The organism is Phytohabitans sp. LJ34 (assembly GCF_052068095.1).
Taxonomy (GTDB): Bacteria; Actinomycetota; Actinomycetes; order Mycobacteriales; family Micromonosporaceae; genus Phytohabitans.
Genome location: NZ_JBQHDG010000027.1, coordinates 40846 through 60553 on the forward strand (window position 1 = coordinate 40846; position 19708 = coordinate 60553).

Below are 19708 nucleotides of genomic sequence, written 5' to 3' on the forward strand. Positions count from 1 at the left end.
ATCTGGGGCTTGTCGCGCGGACCCGGCAGCGGACGGCCGGGGGTTTCGGCTCGCCCGCGAGCCGCCGGCCGGGAGCGGTGCCCGCGGGAGCATACGGTCTGCCGCTGACGCGGACCTGGGAAAATTCTGCCTCGAATGTGGCCGCGATCGGTCGTGGACAGGCTCGCGAACCTGGCCGCGAAAGCTCTCTAGTCGTTGGCGTGCAGGGCCGCGTTGAGCTCGATGCCGGTGCCCTTGCGCGCCCGGGCCTCCAGGGCGCCGGTGACCGAGTTGCGCAGGAAGAGCAGGCCAGACTGGCCGGAGAGCGTGGCCGCCTTGACGATCTCGCCGGTGGGCAGGGTCACCTTCGAGCCGGCGGTCACGTAGCAGCCGGCCTCCACGACGCAGTCGTCGCCGAGCGAGATGCCGATGCCGGCGTTGGCGCCGATGAGGCAGCGCTCGCCGATGCGGATGCGCTCCTTGCCGCCGCCGGAGAGGGTGCCCATGATGGACGACCCGCCGCCCACGTCGCTGCCGTCGCCGACCACGACGCCGGCGCTGATCCGGCCCTCCACCATCGAGTTGCCGAGGGTGCCGGCGTTGAAGTTGACGAAGCCCTCGTGCATGACTGTCGTGCCGGCGGCGAGGTGGGCACCGAGGCGCACCCGGTCGGCGTCGGCGATCCGCACGCCGGAGGGTACGACGTAGTCGATCATGCGGGGAAACTTGTCGATGCCGTAGATCGTCAGGTGGCGGCCGGCCGAGCGCTCGATCAGGCGGAGCTCGTCGACCCAGTCCGGTGGGCAGGGGCCGGCGGAGGTCCAGGCCACGTTGGGCAGCACGCCGAAGATGCCGTCCAGGTTGATCTCGTTGGGCCGCACGTGGCGGTGGGAGAGCAGGTGCAGCCGGAGGTACGCGTCGGCGGTGTCCTTCGGCGGGTCTTCGAGCGAGCCGATCTCCGTGCGCACGATCGCGGTGCGCAGGAGCGGGAGCGACCGCTCGCCGACGACCGTGACCGGTGTCTCGTCGGCCGGCGCGATGCCGAGGCCGAGCTTGCCAGCGGGGTACCAAGCGTCGAGCACCTGGTCATCGGTCGTAACGGTGGCAAGTCCGAGGCCCCAGGCCGGCAAACTCTGCATGACGAAAAGGTACCGTGCCTGGCATGGCGAACCCGCTGACCCCCGACGTCATGGCCGACCCGGTCGCGCTCACCCGCGCGCTGGTCGACATCGAGTCCGTCTCCCTCCACGAGAAGGAGATCGCCGACTGCGTGGAGGAGGTGCTGCGGGCGGCACCCCACCTTTCGGTGCGGCGGTTCGGCAACACGGTGATGGCCCGGACCGACATCGGGCGGCCGCAGCGGGTGGTGCTCGCCGGCCACCTCGACACCGTCCCGATCAACGACAACTTCCCGGCGACCATCCAGGGCGACCTCATCTACGGCTGCGGCACCTCGGACATGAAGGCGGGCGTGGCGTTCGCGCTGCACCTGGCGGTGAGCGTGCCCGAGCCGAGGTTCGACGTGACGTACTTCTTCTACGAGGCCGAAGAGGTCGACTCCCAGTACAACGGGCTCTATCTCGTCGCCAACGCGCACCCGGAGTGGCTGTCGGCCGACTTCGCGCTGCTGCTCGAGCCGACCTACGGCGTGGTCGAGGCCGGCTGCCAGGGCACGATGCGGGCGATCGTCCGCACGAAGGGCCGCCGCGCGCACTCGGCCCGCTCCTGGCGGGGGATCAACGCGATCCACGCGGCCGGCGAGGTGCTGCGCCGCCTGGATGCCTACGAGCCGCGGACCGTGCCGATCGACGGCTGCACCTACCGGGAAGGGCTCAACGCCGTGCGCGTCCGCGGCGGCGTGGCCGGCAACGTCGTGCCCGACCTGTGCGAGGTCGAGGTCAACTACCGGTTCGCGCCGGACCGGAGCGAGGCCGAGGCGCACGCGCACGTGCGCGAGGTCTTCGACGGGTTCGAGGTCGAGGTGATCGATTCGGCGAGTGGCGCGCTGCCCGGGCTCTCCGCGCCCCCCGCGCGGGAGTTTCTGGCCAGCGTCGGCGAGGCGCCGGTGGCGAAGCTGGGCTGGACCGACGTGGCGCGGTTTGCCGCGCTGGGGATACCGGCGCTCAACTTCGGCCCCGGTGACCCCAACCTGGCGCACGCGCCTGACGAGCACGTCGAGATCGGCAAGATCCGCGACGGTGCCGCCACGCTGCACCGCTGGCTGAGCTAGGCGGCCTTGACCTGCGAGGTCTCGCTCTCGGACGCGCCCGTGGCGCGCTGGTTGGCCATCAGGCGGCGCTCCTCGACGACGTCTCGGATCCGTCGCTGCATCTGCCGGCGAAGCCGGATCAGCTCATTGCGGGTCATCACGGTGTTCCCTCCCCCGTTCCGTGGATACCCAGTATGTGTTAGTAAGACGCCCGCCGCGCGGGTTTGGTTGCATCAGTTAGTACGAGTCAGAGACCACTACGGTTGATTCCATGAACCACATAAACCGTGGCCGCATTCCTGGCCCGGAGCGTCACCGAGGAGCTGTGACTTTGCGTCGTGAGGCGATTCCGGGGAGTACTGCCGACGAGCGCCTTCTCGACTCGCGCCAGCGTGCCGAATGGAAAACGAAGGACGCGTGGCGGGCGCTACGGATCCTGTCCGAGTTCGTGGAGGGCTTCGACACGCTCGCCGACCTCCCACCCGCGGTGAGCGTCTTCGGCTCGGCGCGGAGCAAGCCGGACAGCCCGGAGTGCGAGCTGGCCCAACGGCTGGGTGCCGCCCTGGCCCGCGCCGGGTACGCGGTCATCACCGGCGGCGGGCCGGGCGTGATGGAGGCGACCAACCGGGGCGCCAACGAGGCGGGCGGGCTCTCCGTGGGTCTGGGCATCGAGCTTCCGTTCGAGCAGGGCATCAACGAGTGGGTCGACGTGGGCATCGACTTCCGCTACTTCTTCGCCCGCAAGACGATGTTCGTGAAGTACGCGCAGGCCTTCGTCGTGCTGCCAGGCGGCTTCGGCACGCTGGACGAGCTGTTCGAGGCGCTCACACTTGTGCAGACCGGGAAGGTCACCCGCTTTCCCGTGGTGCTGATGGGCTCGGCGTACTGGAGCGGACTGCTGGAGTGGCTGCGCGGCACGATGGCCGCGGAGAGCAAGATCAGCCCGGCCGACCTCGACCTGATGTGCGTGACCGACGACGTCGAAGAGGCCGTGCGGTACATCGTCGACGCCGACGCCGCGCTGGCCGCGGAGCAGGAGGCCCTCAAGGAAGCGGCGACCGCGCAGCAAGAGGCGGGGTCCTGACGTGGCGGCGATCTGCGTCTTCTGCGCCTCTTCCCGGCAACTTGAGCAGCGTTGGCTCGATCTCGCCGACAACACCGGCCGGGAGATCGCCCGGCGCGGCCACACGCTCGTCTCCGGCGGCGGCTGCGTCGGCATGATGGGTGCCGTGGCCGACGGGGCCCGGGCCGGCGGTGCGTACACCCTCGGAGTGATCCCGCAGGCGCTTGTCGACCGCGAGATCGCGGACACGGCCGCGGACGAGCTCCTGATCACCGAAGACATGCTCAGCCGCAAGGCGCTGATGATCGAAAAGTCGGACGCGTTTCTCACTCTCCCCGGTGGACTCGGCACGCTCGACGAGCTCTTCGAGGTCTGGACCACCGCGATGCTCGGCATCCACCGCAAGCCGGTCGCGATCGTCGACCAGGACGGCTTCTACACCGGGCTCGTGGCGTGGCTGCGCGGCCTGGCGCAGACCTCGTTCGCCCGCGAGGACGCGCTCGACCTGCTGATCGTCGCCGACTCCGTCCCCGCCGCCCTGGACGCTATCGAGGCCCGGCTGGAGTAGCGGGTTCAGGTTTCGTCCACGCGGCGTTGGATGCCGTCGAGGCGCGGCTGGAGTCGCGGGCTCAGGCCGGCTCGGGCAACGGGTCAGCCCGGGCCGAGGGCTCGGCGGTGCGCGGCTCGTACCGGTGCACCGCCTCGATGATCCGTTGCCGGCTGGCGGGGTCGGCCGGACTGCTCGTGACGGGCGCCGCGGCCGGCTCCACCTGCCGGCGCTGCCGGTGGATGGCGTCCCGGAGCATCTCGCCGGTGATCCGCGCCGCGCCGCGCCGGGCCGCACCGATCGCCGCGGAGATGACCGCGAGCTTGATGTCGCGCCCGCTGACCCCGTCGATCTCCGCCAGCCGATCGACCGAGACGTCGTCGGCGATGGGGAGGCCGGCCGGCATGTGCGAGCGCCAGATCGACGTGCGGGCGGCCTGATCGGGCAGGGCGAAGTCGACGTGCAGCAGGCGCGACTCCACGGCCACGTCGTAGCTGTGCGGCAGGTTGCTCGCGAAGATCACCAGACCGTCGAACGAGTCGAGCGCCATGAGCAGCTCCGTCCGCATGGAGTTGATCGCGCTCTCGGCCGCTTGGTCCGGATGCGCGAAGCGCCGGGAGAGCAGCGACTCGGCCTCGTCGATGAACAGGACGGCATCCTGCTCCCGCGCCGACTCGAAGAGCGTGACGAGGTTTTTGGGGCCCTGTCCGTGAAACTTGCTCTCCAGGTCGGACAGGCGGCACAGCATGATCTTCTTCTTCAGGTGGTGGGCGGCGGCGTGCGCGGCGAGCGTCTTGCCGGTGCCGGGCGGGCCGCGGAAGTTGACCGCGATCGACGGGTGCGGCTCGATCGCGCGCAGCCCCCAGTCGCCGAAGACGAGCGGCACGAGCTCTACGAAGGAGATGCAGTCGAGCAGGCGCTCCCGGGTCGCGTCGGGCAATGCCAGCAGGTCGAGGGTGTGCAGCGGCTCGATCGCGGTGAACGTGGGGCGGTCACTGTCTCGCCGCGGCGCCGCCGGCTCGACGGCGCCGCCGACGCCTCCAGCCGCGGGGATCGCCTGCGGGGCCGCCGAGCCGACGCGAAGGTGGAACGGGCCCATCCGGTACTTCCGCGAGAGGTCCTGGATGAATCCGAGGATGCGGGTGCGGAGCAGGACGACCTCCTCGTTCGGTACGCCGGGCATGCTGCTTTCGAAGTACACCGGCGGCAGTCCGTTCCTACGTGTAGACAACTATTTCGCCCCCACCTTGGGTCAGCCGACGGTCGAGATCGGCGTCCAGCTGATCCACCTCCCACACGTTGTGCGCGCGCAGTTGATTGGACTGGTCGAAGACGCCGGCCACCACCCGGTACTTACCTGAAGCGATCCGTTCCCGGACGATTCGAGCCGTCCCTCCGGAAACCTTGTTGGAGTTGATCCAGTTTTCGATCACCGCCCACGAGACAACCGCCGCGGTCACGAGAGCGGCGATGCCGAGCGCGATGAGGGTGAACGGGTCCACGATGCCGCCCTACCTTCGGAGCCGAATTTATTCAGCGGTAGATGACCAGACCTTCGCCCTGGTCGTGCTGGGTCACGATTGCCTCGTCCTCCGGCGGCGACGAGCTCGCCATCGCGCGGGCGTCCACGATCGTTTCGGTGTTCAGGTCGTAAAAGCCCTGGACGATTCGGGTATTGGTCGGTTTGTTGTCGAATACGCCGGGCACTTCCACGTACTGCTTACCTTTGATCCGCTCGGCGAGAGTGAAGGCGATGACGTTGGCGTTTTCCTCTTTGATCTTTCCGCGTGCGCGAAACCATTGGAAGATTCGCTTGACGCTGATTGCCACGATCGCGACGGCGAGTGCGCCGAAAAAGGCGATGGCGAGGGAGATGGTGATCGGATCCACGGTGCTTTCCTCTCGACTGACCTGGGGCCGGGTGTCACGTCCGCCGCTTGAACCACGAACGCAGCGCCTCCTGCGAAATCTCCTGGCTCCGGCGTGACCGCAGCCGGCCGACCACCCACAGGAGAGCGATGGCCAGGCCGAGCCCGGTCACGGTGCCGATCAGGATTTTCAAGGCTGTCATGTCGTCCTACCTGAAGATGACGAGGTCAACGTCCGCGAACTTTTCGGCGAGCTCGTTGTCGAGGCTCCGCGCGACCATCAGCCGGCCGTACGGGCGTCCTCGCGAGTCGAGATGCATCTGGTTTCGCGCATCGAGGAAGATCTGGAATACGAGCTGCCCGGCGGGGTGCGGCCGGCGCAGCAGGGCGCCGGCCTGGATCGCGGGGTCGCCCGGATGTTGGGTGGTGAAATAGGTGACGACATCGGCAAACGTAAGTAATGGCACGGTGGGGGGCTTGCGACTCGGACTCGGATCGGGCACGAGCTGTTCGAGCCAGGGCAAAATAGCGGAGAGGAGCCTGGCCTCGGCTTCTCCGTCGCTGTGTGGAGGTGCTTGAGAAGTTTGTGTCTTACTGGCTTCGCGGTCGGGGTCATCGACCATGAAATGGCCTCCGTGCTGAGCAGTCGAGGGGGATTCCGCCAAAGATCGAAGCCTCCCCACGCGACAGCGTCGAGGTTTACCGGCGATGATCGCAATCGTGAGTCGCATAGCCGACCCACGGCGCGACACGAAAGTGGTGGCGCAATTTTAAAAGCACCCGAATAGCGGAATCGCGCCAGTACTTTCGACTCTGGCGGTCCGGCAGCGGGAGGTGGGGCTGTGGCGAGTGGGGCGCTGTCGTACGGCCGTGGTTCGATGGGCGTCGTGCAGGCGTACCGGTTGGTCCGCCGGCCGGCGGAGGCCGTGCCGGCGCGGCTCGATGATCCGTTGCAGGGGCACGTCGTCGGGCACACCGACGGCCCGCTGCTGGTGGTCGGCGGGCCCGGCACGGGCAAGACCGGCACGCTCGTCGAGGCGGTCGCGGCGCGGGTCGACGAGGGCACCGACCCCGAGCGCATCCTGGTCCTGACGTTCGGCCGCCGCTCGGCCACCGCCCTGCGCGAGCGGATCGAGGCCCGGATCGCCGGCGGAGACGGACGGGTCGTCCACGAGCCACTCGTGCGCACCTTCCACGCGTACGCGTTCGGCCTGCTCCGCCGCGCCGCCGCCGACCGCGGCGAGCCGCCGCCCCGGCTGCTCACCGGTCCGGAGCAAGACCTCGTCATCCGCGAGCTGCTCGCCGAGGCGGAGGAAAAGTGGCCACCCGGGTTGCGGCCGGCGCTGCCCACGCGGGCGTTCGCCCAGCAGCTGCGCGACCTGCTCCAGCGCGCCGCCGAGCGCGGCGTCACCCCGGCCCACCTGGCCGAGCTGGGCGAGCGGCTCGCGCGCCCCGACTGGCCGGCCGCCGCGGAGTTCCTCCGCGAGTACGTGGCGGTGCTGGCCCTCCGCGACGCCACCACCCGCGGTTCGGTCGGCTACGACCCCGCCGAGCTGATCCGCGCCGCGGCCGGGATGTTCGCCGACGACCCCGAGCTGCTGGAGGCCGAGCGCTCGCGCTTGGCGTACGTGTACGTCGACGAGCTCGCCGACACCGACCCGGCCCAGGTCGACCTGCTGTCCCTTGTGGCCGGTGGGGGCAAGCCGCTGGTCGCCTTCGCCGACCCCGACTCGTCCACGTTCGCCTTCCGCGGCGCCGACCCGGCCGGCGTGACCACGTTCACCCACCGCTTTCGCACGTCGTCCGGTGCGGTGGCGCCGACCGTCACCCTGCACACCAACTACCGCACGGGCGGCGAGCTGCTCGCGACGACCGGGCGCCTCGCCCGCCGGCTCCGCGGGCCGGCGGGCCACCGGCGGCAGACCCCGGCCACCGACATCGCGGCCGCCGTCGAGGTGCGGACCTTCCGGTCGGGCACCAGCGAGTCCGGATACGTGGCACACGCGCTCCGCCAGGCCCACCTGCTCGACGGGGTGCCGTGGTCGCGGATGGCGGTGCTGGTCCGCTCCACCCACCTCCAGCTCGCGCCGCTCCAGCGGGCCCTCCACGCGGCCGGCGTGCCGACCGTGACCCAGGCCGAAGACCTGCCGCTACACCTTCAGCCGGCGGTGGCGCCGTTCCTGCTGCTCCTGCGGTGCGCGCTGGAGCCGGAGCGGCTCGACGAGGAGGCGGCCGTCGCGCTGCTGCACTCGCCCCTCGGCGGCATCGACCCGCTCGGCGAGCGGCGGCTGCGGCAAGGGCTGCGGGCGCTCGCGCTGGCCGCCGACGACCCGCGTCCGTCGGGCGAGCTGCTTGTCGACGCGCTGCGCGAGCCGGCCGAGCTGGCCGCCGTCGACCGGCGGTGGGCCAGGCCGGCCAAGGCCATCGCGGCCCTGCTGGCCACCGCCCGCGACGCGGCGGCCGCGCCGGCGGCGACGGTCGAAGACGTGCTGTGGGCGGTCTGGCGGGCCAGTGGCATGGCCGAGCGGTGGTATGGGTTGACCGCCCGCAGCGGCCCGGTCGGCGACCCGGGCGAGGAGCGCGGCCTCCAGTGGCGCGGCGTCGCGGCCGACCGCGACCTCGACGCGATCGTGGCGCTCTTCGACACCGCCGCGCGCTTCGTCGACCGGCTGCCCGGCGCGCGCACCGAGGTCTTCCTCGACCACGTCTTCGGCCAGCAGCTGCCGGCCGACACGATCGCGCCGAGCGCCGACCGCGGCCAGGCGGTGCGCCTGCTCACCGCGCACGCGGCCAAGGGTCTGGAGTGGGACGTCGTGGTCGTCGCCGGTGTGCAGGAGGGGATCTGGCCCGACCTGCGCCTGCGTGGCAGCCTCCTCGGCTCCGAGCGGCTCGTCGACGTGCTGGCCGGCCGGGCCGACGGCACGGGCGTCGCCGCCTCGCTGGTCGGGCAGACCTCGGCGCTGCTCGACGAGGAGCGGCGGCTGTTCTACGTGGCGGCCACCCGGGCGCGGCGGCGGCTGCTGGTGACGGCCGTGGCCTCGGCGGCGGTCGGTGGCAGCGACCACGAGGAGCAGCCCAGCCGGTTCCTGGCGGAGCTGCTTCCGGGAGACGAGTCCCATGTGGACGAAGGTGACGCCGGGCCGATCGAGCTGCCGGTCGGGCGGCTGCCCCGGGCACTCACCCTGCCGGCTTTGGTGGCCGAGTTGCGCACCGCCGTGAGCGACCCGTCCGCTTCGGCGGCGCGCAAGGCCGCGGCGGCGAAGGAGCTGGCTCGCCTGGCCCTCGCCGGGGTGCCGGGCGCCCACCCGCACGACTGGTGGGGCCTGCGCGAGCTCTCCGACGACCGCCCGCTCGTCGACGAGGGCGAGCCGGTAAAGGTCACACCGTCCACGATGGAGAGTGCGCTGCGGTGCAGCCTGCGGTGGCTGCTGGAGCGGCACGGCGGCGGTGGGCCCGCCAGCGCGGCGCAGGGCGTGGGCAACCTCGTGCACGCGGCGGCGATGCTCGCCGAAGACGCGGCGGTCGACCGGGAGCGGCTGGTCGAGTACATCACCGGACGCTTCGACGCGATCGAGCTGGCCGCCCGGTGGCTGGCCGGATCGGAGCGGGCGCGGGCCGAGTCGATGGTCGACAAGCTGCTGCGCTGGCTGGCCACCAATCCGCGGCGGCTGCTCGCGATCGAGCAGGAGTTCGCGGTGCGGCTCGCCGACCCGTTGCGCCCGATCGACCTGACCGGCCGGGTCGACCGGCTGGAGGTCGACGAGAGCGGGCGGCTCGTGGTCGTCGACCTCAAGACCGGCAAGACCGCGTCGGTGACCGAGGCCGAGCTGGCCGAGCACCCGCAGCTCGCGGCCTACCAGGCCGCCGTGGAGGCGGGCGCGTTCGAGGAGCACGGCGACGAGACCGGCGGCGCGGCGCTCGTGCAGCTCGGCACCACCACCAAGGAGGCCAAGGAGCAGGGACAGGCCGCGCTCGGCGAGGGCGAGGAGCCGGGCTGGGCGGGCGCCCTGGTGCGCCGCACCGCCGAGACGATGGCCGCCTCCACGTTCCACGCGGTGGCCAACTCGCGGTGCCGGGTCTGCCCGGTGCGCACCAGCTGCCCGATCTCCGGCAAGGGCCGGCAGGTGGTCGAGCCATGACCTCGCTCGAGCTGTTTCCCGTGACGACCCACGCGGCCGCGGGCCCCCGATACACCCCGCACGAGCTGGCCACGATGCTGCGCCTGCACCCGCCGACCCCGGAGCAGGCCGCGATCATCTCCGCGCCGGTCGAGCCGTTGCTTGTCGTGGCCGGCGCCGGCTCGGGCAAGACGGAGACGATGGCCGCGCGCGTGCTGTGGCTGGTGGCAAACGGATACGCGAGTCCGGAGCAGGTGCTCGGCCTCACGTTCACCCGCAAGGCGGCCGGCGAGCTGGCCCACCGCGTGCGCACCCGGCTCGGTCAGCTCGTGCGCCGGCTCGGCCGCGAAGAGCTGCTGGCCGGCGAGCCGACGGTGGCCACCTACCATTCGTACGCGGCACGTGTCGTCGTGGAGCACGGCCTCCGTGCCGGGTTCGAGCCGTCGGCGCGGCTGCTCACCGAGGCGTCCCGCTGGCAGATCGTCGACCTGTTGGTGCGCAACTACAACGGCGACATGTCCGACGTCCCCTTCGCACCGTCCACTGTGACCGACGCGGTGCTCCAGCTGGCGAGCGAGCTGGCCGAGCACCTCGTCTCCACCGACGAGCTGGCCGGGTGGACCGGGCGCTTCTTCGCCGAGGTGCACGAGCGGCCGGGCAAAGTGGCCGCCGCCGTGCGCGACGCGCTCGCCCGGCAGCAGGTGCGGCTCAAGCTGCTGCCGCTCGTCCGGGCGTACGAGCAGCGCAAGCACGACTTCGAGGCGATGGACTTCGGCGACCAGATGGCCCGCGCGGCGCTCGTCGCCCGCGACCACCCGGAGGTCGGCGTCATCGAGCGCGAGCGCTACAAGGTGGTGCTGCTCGACGAGTACCAGGACACCAGCCACGCGCAGGTGGTGTTGCTGCGATCTCTCTTCGGACAGGGGCACCCGGTGACCGCGGTCGGTGACCCGTGCCAGTCCATCTACGGGTGGCGTGGGGCCAGCGCGGGCACGCTGGAGCGGTTTTCCACCGAGTTCGGCGGGGCGGAGCGGTCGCTCACCACGAGCTGGCGCAATAGGCCCGAGGTGCTGGGCGTGGCCAACGCCCTCTCCGCGCCGCTGCGCGCGGCCGGCGCCCGCGTGGCGGAGCTGACCGCGGCCGCCCGGGTCGGCGCGCGGATCGGTGGCGCGGCCGTCCACTGTGCACTGCTGGAGTCGTTCGACGCCGAGGCCGAGTGGATCGCCGAGAGCATGGTCAAGGCGTGGCGGTCGGCCGCCGGCCTGCCCGACGCGCTGCCCGAGCAGATCCCGGTCGAGGAGCGGCCGACGAGCGCGGTGCTCGTGCGCCTGCGCAGCCAGATTCCCGCGATCGAGGCGGCGCTGCGGGCGCGCGGCGTGCCGGTCGAGGTGGTCGGCCTCGGCGGGCTGCTCGACACCGCCGAGGTGCGCGACGTGGTGTGCACGCTGCGGGTGCTCGCCGATCCCACCGACGGCGCATCGCTGCTGCGGCTGCTCACCGGAGCACGCTGGCGGATCGGGCCGCGCGACCTCGTCGCCCTCTATCGCCGCTCGCGCGCGATCGCGGCCGCCCGCCGGGGCCTGGCGCCGGTGCCCGAGGAGCCGGAGATCGTGCCCGACCGCCTCGACGAGTCGAGCCTCGTCGAGGCGCTGGCCGACCTCGGCCCGCCGCAGTCGTACTCCGCCGAGGGGTACGCCCGGCTCCGCGCGTACGGCCGGGAGGTGGCCCTGCTCCGCCACCGGCTCGACCAGCCGCTGCCCGACCTGATCGCCGACGTGGAGCGCACCACCGGCCTCGACGTCGAGGTGGCCGTGCGTGCGGGCGCCGACGCCGGCCTGGCCCGTGGCCACCTCGACGCGCTCGGTGACGTGGCGGCCCGGTTTGCCCGCGACACCGAGGGCGGCACGCTCGGCGGCTTCCTCGCGTTTCTCGCCGCGGCCGAAGACGAAGAGCGCGGGCTGTCGCCGGGCGAGGTCGACGTGGTCGAGGGCGCGGTGCAGATCCTCACCGCGCACGCGGCCAAGGGCCTGGAGTGGGATGTGGTGTCGGTCGCCGGCCTGACCAAGGGCGTGTGGCCGGGGCCGGTGCGCGCCTCCGACCACTACCTCAAAGGGCTCGGCGTGCTCCCGTTTCCGCTGCGCGGCGACGCCGGCGGCCTGCCCCGGCTGGCGCTGGAGGAGACCGACGACCAGCGTGCGGTGGCGGCGGCGGTCGAGGCCTTCAACGACGAGTGGGCGGCGCACGACGAGCGCGAGGAGCGGCGCCTGGCGTACGTGGCGGTCACCCGACCGCGGCGGCTGCTGCTCTGCTCGGGCTACTGGTGGGGCGAGGGCGTGAAGAAGCCGCGCGGCCCGTCGGTCTTCCTCACCGAGATCCGCGACCAGTGCCTGGTGGGCAGCGGGGCGGTGGTGGCGTGGGAGCCGGAGCCGGCGCCCGACGCGGCCAACCCGACGTCCGAGGTGGTGGCCGCGGCGGAGTGGCCCTCCGATCCGCTCGGCCCACGGCGTCCGGCGATGACCGAGGCGGCGGCGACGGTGCGGCAGCTGATGACGGCCATCGTCGAAGAGCGGGAGCCGGGAGGCCACGGGCGGCGGCCAGGAGGGCAGGCGGGCGCCGAGCCCGAGCCGGATCTCGACGCCCAGGCCGCGGGGTGGGCCCACGAGGTCGACATGCTCCTGGCCGAGCGCGACCGGCTGGCCCGGCGCGACGAGCCCACCGCGATCACGCTGCCGGGCCACCTTTCGGTCTCGCAGCTGGTGACCCTGCGCCGTGATCCGCAAGGGCTGGCCCGGCAGCTGCGCCGGCCGATGCCCTCGCGTCCCGACCCGTACTCCCGCCGGGGCACCGCCTTCCACCTGTGGCTGGAGCAACGCTTCGGCGCGACCCGCCTGCTCGACGTCGACGAGCTGCCCGGCGCCGCCGACGAGGACGCGGCGCCGGACGAGGCGCTGGCCGAGCTGCAAGAGCAGTTTTTAGCGAGCGAGTGGGCCGACCGGACACCGATCGAGGTCGAAGCCCCATTCGCTACCGTTATCGCCGGCGTGGTCGTGCGCGGGCGGATGGACGCGGTCTTCGCCGAGCCGGGCGGGCGTTACGACGTGGTCGACTGGAAGACCGGCCGCCAACCGTCCGGTGTGGAGGCTCAGGCGGCGGCTGTGCAGCTTGCCGCGTATCGCCTGGCGTGGGCCGAGCTTGCCGGGGTGCCGGTCGAGCATGTGCGGGCCGCCTTTCACTACGTGCGCGAGGGCGTGACGGTGCGCCCCGCGGATCTGCTTGACGCGTCCGGGCTGGCCGCGCTGCTCACCTCCGTGCCGATGGGGGAGGCGTCGTGAGAAAGATCGGTGTCGTGGAGCGGCGGGCGCGGCTGGCCTTACGGCATCACCTCGCGCCCGGCGCGGCGGCCGCCGACCCGGCCGAGGCGGCCCGCGGTGTCGTCGCGCTCCACTCGACCGACCCCGCGTCGGTGTTTCTCTCCCTGCACGCACGCACCGCCCCGGCGCTGGCGACATCCGACCCGAGCAGCGCGGCGAAGCGAGCGCCCACCGGCAGGACGCCGTCGAGCGTCGCCGACATCGAGCACGCGCTCTACGAGGAGCGCTCGCTCGTGCGGATGCTCGGCATGCGGCGCACGATGTTTGTCGTGCCGGTGGAGCTGGCGCCGATCATCCAGGCGTCGACCACCAACGCGGTCGCGGCGGCGCAACGCCGCAGGTACACACAGATCATCACGGACGCCGGCGTGGGCGACGGCGCCTGGCTCAAGGAGGTGGAGGAGGGCGCGGTGCGGGCGCTGGCGGCGCGCGGCGAGGCGACCGGCGCGGAGCTGTCGGCCGACGAGCCTCGCCTGCGCACCCAGGTGCTGATGGCGCGGGGCAAGGCCTACGAGGGCAAGGTCAACATCACGACCTGGGTGCTCTTTCTGCTCGCCGCCGAGGGCCGGATCGTGCGCGGCCGGCCGCGGGGCTCGTGGGTCAGCAGCCAGTATCGCTGGTCGCCGATCGAGGTGTGGCTGCCCGGCGGGATGGCCGAGGTGCCCGTCGAGGAGGCCCGCGCCGAGCTGGTGCGCCGGTGGCTCGCCGCCTACGGCCCGGGCACCGCCGCCGACATCAAGTGGTGGACCGGCTGGACCGCCGGCCAGGTCAAGCAGGCGCTCGCCGCCATCCAGCCGGCGGAGGTCGACCTTGGCGGCACCACCGGTCTGGTGCTGCCCGACGACGCCGAGCCGGCCGCGGCTGCCGAGCCCGCGGTGTCGCTCCTGCCCGCGCTCGACCCGACGCCGATGGGCTGGCAGGAGCGCTCGTGGTATCTCGGTGGGCACGGGCCCGCCCTCTTCGACAGGTCGGGCAACGTGGGCCCGACCGTGTGGTGGGACGGCCGCATCGTGGGCGGGTGGGCGCAACGGTCGAGCGGCGAGGTCGTCTTCCGCCTGCTCGAAGACGTCGGTCGCGATGTGACCGTCGCGGTGGAGGCGAGCGCGGGCCGCCTCACCGAGTGGATCGGAAGCGTGCGGGTCACGCCCCGCTTTCGCACCCCACTGGAGCGTGAGCTGGTCGCCTGAGGTCCGTCGGTTCCAGTCGTGGTCCCCGTCTTTCGTACGCATGTTCGAATCATAGGGCGACCCTCTGACATTTGATCTTGCGGCTTGGGTCCCTCAGTGCGCGGCTTGGATCAGGTTGAGCAGCGCCTCGCCGTACGCGTCCGCGGCCTCGGCGGCCGTGAACTCGTGTCCCGCTCCCAGGATCTCGACCGTCACCCGGTAGCCCCCGGCGTCGCGCTCCAGCCGCCGGAACGTGCCACCCAGCAGCTCCCGCAGCTGGTCCTCGCGGGGCAGCCAGATCGCCTCGTCCTTCTCCACGTCGTCGAGCGCCCACTCGGTCGTGCCGTTGAAGCCGATGATCTGACCCTCGGGCAGCTCGTGCACCTCGATGGTCATGTTGCTGAGCACGAACACGTCGTCATCCAGGTCGCGGTCCGGGATCGCGAACCGGTCTCCGGCCGCCGGCTTCCAGGCCAGGCCGGCATCTCGCAGCCGGATGGCGAGATCGAGCGAAATCACCGTTCAATCGTGCCACCGACCCAATCGCAAAGAGAATTTTGCAAAAAAGCCTTTGCGGTCGTACGGTAGGGACATGGCGAAGCCGTACCACGAGCCGAACGTCCACGACACCGAGACGCTGCGCGCCGTCGCGCACCCCATCCGCTCGCGGATCCTGGGGCTGTTGCGCTACGAGGGGCCGGCCACCGCTTCCCAGCTCGGCCGGCGGCTCGACGAGTCGAGTGGATCGACCAGTTATCACCTGCGCCAGCTCGCCCGGTTCGGCTTCGTCGAGGAGGACCCCGACCAGCCCAACCGGCGCGACAAGCGCTGGCGGGCCACCCACCTCGTCACGGCCTGGCGACGTGTCGAGGGCGCCGACGACCCGGAGTGGCGGCAGATGAGCGACGCGCTGGAGCGGCGCCAGCTGCTCAAGGCGGTCGACCAGTTTCAGCGGTGGGCGGCCAGCGACAAGCGTTTCGACCCGCAGTGGGAGTCGGGCGGCGGCGCGTTCGACTACCTGCTGCGGCTCACACCCTCGCAGCTCCGCGCCCTCGACGGCGAGCTCATGGCGATCTTCGACCGCTACCGCACCGCGCCGCCGCCGGCCGAGCCCGGCGAGACGGTCCGCCACGTGGCCGTCTACCAGCAGCTGCTGCCGTTCGACGAGGTGCCGCTGTGATCACCGCGGCCCAGGCACAGCGCCGTTACCTCCTACTGACCGGCCTGCGCTGGTCTGCCACCGGCCTGGTCATCCCGGTGAGCGTGCTGCTCTACGCCGCCCGCGGCCTCGACCTTCCCACCATCGGCCTCCTCATGGCGCTCTACTCCGGCCTTGTCGTCGTACTGGAGCTGCCCACCGGTGGCCTGGCCGACCAGCTCGGGCGGCGGCGCACGATGCTCGTCGCGTCGGTGTTCCTCGTCACGACCCCGCTCGTCGCCGCGTTCGCCCAGGTGTGGTGGCACTTCGCGCTGGCCGCGGTCAGCAACGCGGTCGGTCGTGCGCTGGGCTCCGGCCCGGTCGAAGCCTGGTACGTCGACACCGTCCGCGCCGCCGACCCCGCCGCGCCGCTGCGCCGCGGCATCTCGTGGGGGTGGGCGGTCGAGTGCGTGGGGCTGGGCGGCGCGGCGATCGTCGGCGGCATCCTCCCGCAGTTCTTCCGCGGCCTCCCCGACGACGGCCTGATCACCCCCATCTCGGTACCCGCGCTGGCTGCCGCCGGTGTCGCGGTGGTGAGCCTGGCCGCGCACGCGGCGCTGATGAAAGAGCCGCCCCGGCCCGCGGTGGTCAAGCTCCGCGCGGCCGTCCGGGCCGTGCCCAGCCAGATCTCCCATGGGGTACGGCTGGCGGCGGGCGACCCGGTCATCAGGCTGCTCGTGGTCCGGGTGGCGGCGTTCGGGCTCGCGATCAACACGCTGGAGACGCTCGCGCCGCTCCAGTTCGCCGAGCTGCTGGGCGGGGCCGAGCGGGGTGCGGCGGCCTACGGGCTGCTCGCCGCCGGCGCCTTCCTCGGCACCGCGGCCGGTGCCGCCTCGGCGCCCGCGCTGTGCCGCATCGGTGCCGCCGCGCCGCTCTCCGTCGCCGCCGTCTGCACTGGACTGTCTACTGTGGCGCTGGGTGCGATCGCCGTTTCGGCGGCGGGGCTCGGCGGCTTCGCGGTGGCGGCGGTGGCCTACCTCGGCGCGTACGTCCTCTCCGGACCCGCCGGCCCGCTCGCCACCGAGGCGCTGCACGAACGGGTGACCGAGCGGGAGCGGGCAACGCTGGTGTCGATCACCTCGCTCGCGCTCCAGCTGGGCGGCTTCGCCGGCTCGCTGGCGATCTCCCGGCTGGCCGCCTCGGCCGGATTCGTGTACGGCTGGCTGGCCGCCGCCCTCGCGCTCGCCGGTGCGGTGATCGTCACGGTGGGTGCCGAGCGGCTCAGCCGAGTCGATCGGCCGGCCCTGGCGACCGTGAGCACGCTCCGTTAAACCGGGAGTTCACTGATTTGCGTCCGATGGGCGACTGTATCGAGACCCCACTTGCCCGATCCTGTTCTGTAGGGGGATTGGGGGAGTGAGTGATCATGACCGAAGCAGGAGCAGGGGCGCTACGCGAGTTTCTCGTCGTGCTGGCGCTCGCCCTGGCCGGCCTGTTACTCGCCGTGTTGGCGGCGTTCGCGCCCTGGTATGTGACGCCTGCCGACGCCGGTGGCGGCGCGGTGGTCGAGATGCACTCTCCGCAACGGGCCGGTCCCGGTAGTGGAGGCGTGGCCGTAGAGACGCGCTGAGCCGCCGTGGTGTTCACTGGGAGACATGCCTGAAAACACTGACCCGCAGCCTTGGGGTGCGGGCACGGTGACCAGGATCGGGACGCCCGTGCTGCCACCGCCGGTCATCCCGCCACCTCCGGCGCCGCCAAACGACCGGGGCCGGGAGCGGCGGCGGCTGCTGTGGTTCGCCGGCGTGGCCGGCGGCATGCTCGTGATCGGCTTGGTGGTGGTGCTCGCGTTCACCCTGTCGGGAGGCGGCGGCCCGTTCGCCGACAAGCCCCCCGGGCCGTCCGACGTCCGCCCGCCCCTCGCCCGCGCGTGCCCGGCGCCCAGCGGCCTCACCGCGCCGGAGCCGGTCGACCCCGGCCCGCCGCCGAGCGGCGCCCGCACGGTCGACGAGGAGGCCGGCATCTCCTACGCGGCGTACGGCGCGCCGTGGGAGCCCTGGCGCACGACGTGGAGCGCCGGCACGCTCGAGGTGCCCTACAAGATGGGCCAGCACTTCATCACCGAGACCTACTCCGGCGGCACGTACCACGCTTCGATCCTGTCCGCGGCAGTGCCCGCGGCGGACAACGACGCCGTCGCGATCAACCTCGAGTGCGTCGGCCGCCAGGTCGCCGCGGACGTGCGGGCCGAGTATTACCCGCAGCCCACGACCATGGACCTGCACCGCGACGAGCGCACCACGCTGGGCGGGCGGCCCGCGTGGGTGACGATCTTCCGCCTGCACTTCGACCGGGCCGGGCTCCAGGCCAAAGACGAGTTCGCCGGCGTCGCGATCATCGACGTGGGCAAGCCGACGGCCGCCGTGCTGTACGTGTCGATTCCCGGCACCCACCGCCAGTTCGACTACGTCGTCGACGAGGTCCTGGAGTCGGTCCGCCCCACCTGATCGCGGCGGGTGTGGCAGCATACGCCGGTGTCGATACGGGGATGGCTGCTGCTGGCGTGCGCCGCCTTCGGCGCCACGTACCTGATCGGTGAGCTCTTCGGCTCACCGATCCTGCCGTCCGCGGAGCTGCTGGCCTGGGTCGCGCTCGCGGCCTACCTCGCGGTCGCCGGCCGCGGTGCCCCGCTGCGCGTGCGGCTGGCCCTGGCGTCCGGCTTGGTGATCCTGAGCGCTCTCGCGGCAATATCACTATTCTCCACAGTGGACTCGTACCCGAGCCACTTCGGGGTCATGGCTTACACCGAATTGCCCCGGCAGAGTGCACTCCACGTCGCGAGTAGCGCCGTGTGGGACGACGTGCCCGCGCTCGTCGCGTACGGGTGCCTCGCGCTCGCCGCGCTCTTCCTGCCGCGGCGGCGCACCCGGGTGGGGATCGCGGTGGCGGTCGTGGGCATCGGCGTCGCGGTCACCTACACGGTCCTGGAGCTGTGGAGCCGTGACGGACTCGCGCCGGTCTTCGCGGCCGTGCCGCCGCTGCTCGTGGCGGTGCTCGCTTTTCTCGTCGCCGGCCGCACCACGCCGTGGGTGCCCACGGTAGGGCTGGCGTTACTTGGGCTCGCGGCCCTCGCCCTGGTGGGCAACGCGCTCGACCGCGTGTACCTCTACCCGCTCTACGAGGCCGACGCCTTCCTCCAGCCCGGCCTGCGGTACAGCGTCCAGGAAAGCGCCGCCGTCTCGCTCGCCGCGACGGTCGACGCACCCACCATGGGTTACGCGCTCGCGCCGGTCATCCCGCTCGCCGCGGCCGCCGTAATCACCGCCGCCTGCCTCCGCCGGCCCGCTCAGCTCTAAGGGAGCGCCTCGACCGGGTCGCCCACCGCGATCTCGCCCAGCGTCTCCGGCACGAGCTGGATCCCGAACCAGGCCCACCCGTCCCATCTGCGGTGCCTGGCCAGTGTGCGGATCGGCTCCTTGCCGCTCGCCAGGCTCGCCGGGTCGATCGTCGTCATCACACACCGCCCGCAGTGCCCCGCCACCCGGAAGTCGACGGCGCCGACCCGTAGCCGCTTCCAGTCGTCTTCCGCGAAGGCGGGCGCGCCCTCGATCACCACGTTTGCCCGGAAGCGGCCCACCTCCAGCGGCTCGGGCAGCTCCTCACCGCGCTCGACGGCGGTCTCCGCGATCCAGTCGTCGAGGCGGCGCAGCGAGCCGAGCGAGACGAGGTGGACCGGCATGGTGTCGCCGAAGGCGTACACGTCGCCGGGCTGCCCGCCCACCGCCTCCGGCACCGCGCGCGCCGTCGTGTCGGCCAGCCACACCAGCCGCGCCGGCCGGCCGAGCGTGGCGGTCAGCCACTCGTCGGCCGCCGCGCCGCCCGCGGCGGCACGATCCAGATTCACAAAGCCCACGGGTACGGTGTGCGCCGGCTCGGGCCGCGGCACCGCGAGATCCGGCGCGCCAGGCGCGGTGAGCAGCAGGCCGTCATCCGGCGTGGTCGACGCCGTGATGGTGAAGAGCGGCCGGCAATGCCGTGCGGTGATCGGCTCGCCTTCCGGCGTGACCACGGCCCACCTGCGGTCGCCGGCCAGCCCCCACCACTCGACGCGCGCCCGATCCACGGTGCGGGCCCGGGTCGACTTCACCGGGTACAGGTTGATCCCGACTACACGCACACCCAAGCGTCTCACGCTGCGAGGCTTCCGGACCGCCCCGGCCGGTGACGCGCTAGTGTCGCCGTGTGGCGC

Annotated in this window: 20 protein-coding genes; 11 read left to right on the top strand and 9 right to left on the bottom strand. The window is 72.3% G+C overall.

Features of this window, described 5'->3' with window-relative positions; translation table 11 throughout:
* Window positions 1-188 precede the first annotated feature (188 nt).
* Window positions 189-1118, bottom strand: a complete 930-nt coding sequence (gene dapD, locus ACTMTJ_RS37650; RefSeq protein ID WP_441223488.1) for a 2,3,4,5-tetrahydropyridine-2,6-dicarboxylate N-succinyltransferase — start codon at window positions 1116-1118, stop codon at window positions 189-191.
* Between the two features lie 23 nt (window positions 1119-1141).
* Here dapD and dapE point away from each other — a divergent pair, with 23 nt between their 5' ends.
* Window positions 1142-2209, top strand: a complete 1068-nt coding sequence (gene dapE / locus ACTMTJ_RS37655) for a succinyl-diaminopimelate desuccinylase (RefSeq protein ID WP_441223489.1) — start codon at window positions 1142-1144, stop codon at window positions 2207-2209.
* Here dapE and ACTMTJ_RS37660 read toward each other — a convergent pair.
* Window positions 2206-2346: a hypothetical protein gene (locus ACTMTJ_RS37660; RefSeq protein ID WP_441223490.1), complete on the bottom strand. Its 141-nt coding sequence runs from the start codon at window positions 2344-2346 to the stop codon at window positions 2206-2208. The genes dapE and ACTMTJ_RS37660 overlap by 4 nt on opposite strands.
* 113 nt (window positions 2347-2459) lie before the next feature.
* On the opposite strand from ACTMTJ_RS37660, the gene ACTMTJ_RS37665 reads away from it, so the two are divergent.
* Window positions 2460-3272, top strand: a complete 813-nt coding sequence (locus tag ACTMTJ_RS37665; protein ID WP_441223491.1) for a TIGR00730 family Rossman fold protein — start codon at window positions 2460-2462, stop codon at window positions 3270-3272.
* Window position 3273: 1 nt separating this feature from the next.
* Window positions 3274-3819 (top strand): TIGR00730 family Rossman fold protein, encoded by a 546-nt coding sequence (locus ACTMTJ_RS37670; RefSeq protein ID WP_441223492.1) that lies wholly within the window; start codon window positions 3274-3276, stop codon window positions 3817-3819.
* 61 nt (window positions 3820-3880) lie between these two features.
* Here ACTMTJ_RS37670 and ACTMTJ_RS37675 read toward each other — a convergent pair whose 3' ends face one another.
* From ACTMTJ_RS37675 to ACTMTJ_RS37695, 5 genes are read right to left on the bottom strand one after another with little or no spacing between them, the layout of a single operon-like run.
* Window positions 3881-5029: an ATP-binding protein gene (locus ACTMTJ_RS37675; RefSeq protein WP_441223493.1), complete on the bottom strand. Its 1149-nt coding sequence runs from the start codon at window positions 5027-5029 to the stop codon at window positions 3881-3883.
* Window positions 5016-5300 carry a hypothetical protein gene (locus ACTMTJ_RS37680; RefSeq protein ID WP_441223494.1) on the bottom strand — a complete coding sequence of 95 codons (285 nt, stop codon included), beginning with the start codon at window positions 5298-5300 and terminating at the stop codon, window positions 5016-5018. Before ACTMTJ_RS37680 ends, ACTMTJ_RS37675 begins: the two co-directional genes overlap by 14 nt.
* Before the next feature lie 31 nt (window positions 5301-5331).
* Window positions 5332-5688 (bottom strand): hypothetical protein, encoded by a 357-nt coding sequence (locus tag ACTMTJ_RS37685; RefSeq protein ID WP_441223495.1) that lies wholly within the window; start codon window positions 5686-5688, stop codon window positions 5332-5334.
* A 34-nt stretch (window positions 5689-5722) separates the two neighbouring features.
* On the bottom strand, window positions 5723-5869 hold the full coding sequence (locus tag ACTMTJ_RS37690) for a hypothetical protein (RefSeq protein ID WP_441223496.1): 147 nt from the start codon (window positions 5867-5869) through the stop codon (window positions 5723-5725).
* A 6-nt stretch (window positions 5870-5875) separates the two neighbouring features.
* Window positions 5876-6289 carry a hypothetical protein gene (locus ACTMTJ_RS37695; RefSeq protein ID WP_441223497.1) on the bottom strand — a complete coding sequence of 138 codons (414 nt, stop codon included), beginning with the start codon at window positions 6287-6289 and terminating at the stop codon, window positions 5876-5878.
* Window positions 6290-6553: 264 nt separating this feature from the next.
* Here ACTMTJ_RS37695 and ACTMTJ_RS37700 point away from each other — a divergent pair, with 264 nt between their 5' ends.
* Genes ACTMTJ_RS37700 through ACTMTJ_RS37710 form a run of 3 tightly spaced genes read left to right on the top strand, consistent with a single transcriptional unit; the run spans window position 6554 to window position 14342 of the window.
* A complete protein-coding gene (locus ACTMTJ_RS37700) occupies window positions 6554-9805 on the top strand; it encodes an ATP-dependent helicase (RefSeq protein ID WP_441223609.1) in 3252 nt (1083 codons plus the stop codon).
* Window positions 9802-13116 (top strand): ATP-dependent helicase, encoded by a 3315-nt coding sequence (locus tag ACTMTJ_RS37705; RefSeq protein WP_441223498.1) that lies wholly within the window; start codon window positions 9802-9804, stop codon window positions 13114-13116. Before ACTMTJ_RS37700 ends, ACTMTJ_RS37705 begins: the two co-directional genes overlap by 4 nt.
* A complete protein-coding gene (locus tag ACTMTJ_RS37710; RefSeq protein WP_441223499.1) occupies window positions 13113-14342 on the top strand; it encodes a winged helix DNA-binding domain-containing protein in 1230 nt (409 codons plus the stop codon). Before ACTMTJ_RS37705 ends, ACTMTJ_RS37710 begins: the two co-directional genes overlap by 4 nt.
* Window positions 14343-14435: 93 nt before the next feature.
* On the opposite strand, the gene ACTMTJ_RS37715 is transcribed toward ACTMTJ_RS37710, so the two are convergent.
* Complete coding sequence (locus ACTMTJ_RS37715; RefSeq protein WP_441223500.1) at window positions 14436-14840, bottom strand: pilus assembly protein CpaE; 405 nt, start codon at window positions 14838-14840, stop codon at window positions 14436-14438.
* 73 nt (window positions 14841-14913) lie between these two features.
* Between ACTMTJ_RS37715 and ACTMTJ_RS37720 the strand changes: the two genes are divergently transcribed.
* The 5 genes from ACTMTJ_RS37720 (at window position 14914) to ACTMTJ_RS37740 (ending at window position 18815) form a co-directional block, all read left to right on the top strand.
* A complete protein-coding gene (locus ACTMTJ_RS37720) occupies window positions 14914-15501 on the top strand; it encodes an ArsR/SmtB family transcription factor (RefSeq protein WP_441223501.1) in 588 nt (195 codons plus the stop codon).
* Window positions 15498-16790, top strand: coding sequence for an MFS transporter (locus ACTMTJ_RS37725; RefSeq protein WP_441223502.1), 1293 nt, complete (start codon window positions 15498-15500; stop codon window positions 16788-16790). Before ACTMTJ_RS37720 ends, ACTMTJ_RS37725 begins: the two co-directional genes overlap by 4 nt.
* A gap of 95 nt (window positions 16791-16885) precedes the next feature.
* Window positions 16886-17089: a hypothetical protein gene (locus ACTMTJ_RS37730; protein WP_441223503.1), complete on the top strand. Its 204-nt coding sequence runs from the start codon at window positions 16886-16888 to the stop codon at window positions 17087-17089.
* Window positions 17090-17114: 25 nt separating this feature from the next.
* Window positions 17115-17966 carry a hypothetical protein gene (locus ACTMTJ_RS37735; RefSeq protein WP_441223504.1) on the top strand — a complete coding sequence of 284 codons (852 nt, stop codon included), beginning with the start codon at window positions 17115-17117 and terminating at the stop codon, window positions 17964-17966.
* Window positions 17967-17993: 27 nt separating this feature from the next.
* Window positions 17994-18815: a hypothetical protein gene (locus tag ACTMTJ_RS37740; RefSeq protein ID WP_441223505.1), complete on the top strand. Its 822-nt coding sequence runs from the start codon at window positions 17994-17996 to the stop codon at window positions 18813-18815.
* Here ACTMTJ_RS37740 and ACTMTJ_RS37745 read toward each other — a convergent pair.
* Window positions 18812-19636, bottom strand: a complete 825-nt coding sequence (locus ACTMTJ_RS37745; RefSeq protein ID WP_441223610.1) for an MOSC domain-containing protein — start codon at window positions 19634-19636, stop codon at window positions 18812-18814. The two genes, ACTMTJ_RS37740 and ACTMTJ_RS37745, sit on opposite strands and share 4 nt — an antisense overlap.
* Window positions 19637-19708 lie beyond the last annotated feature (72 nt).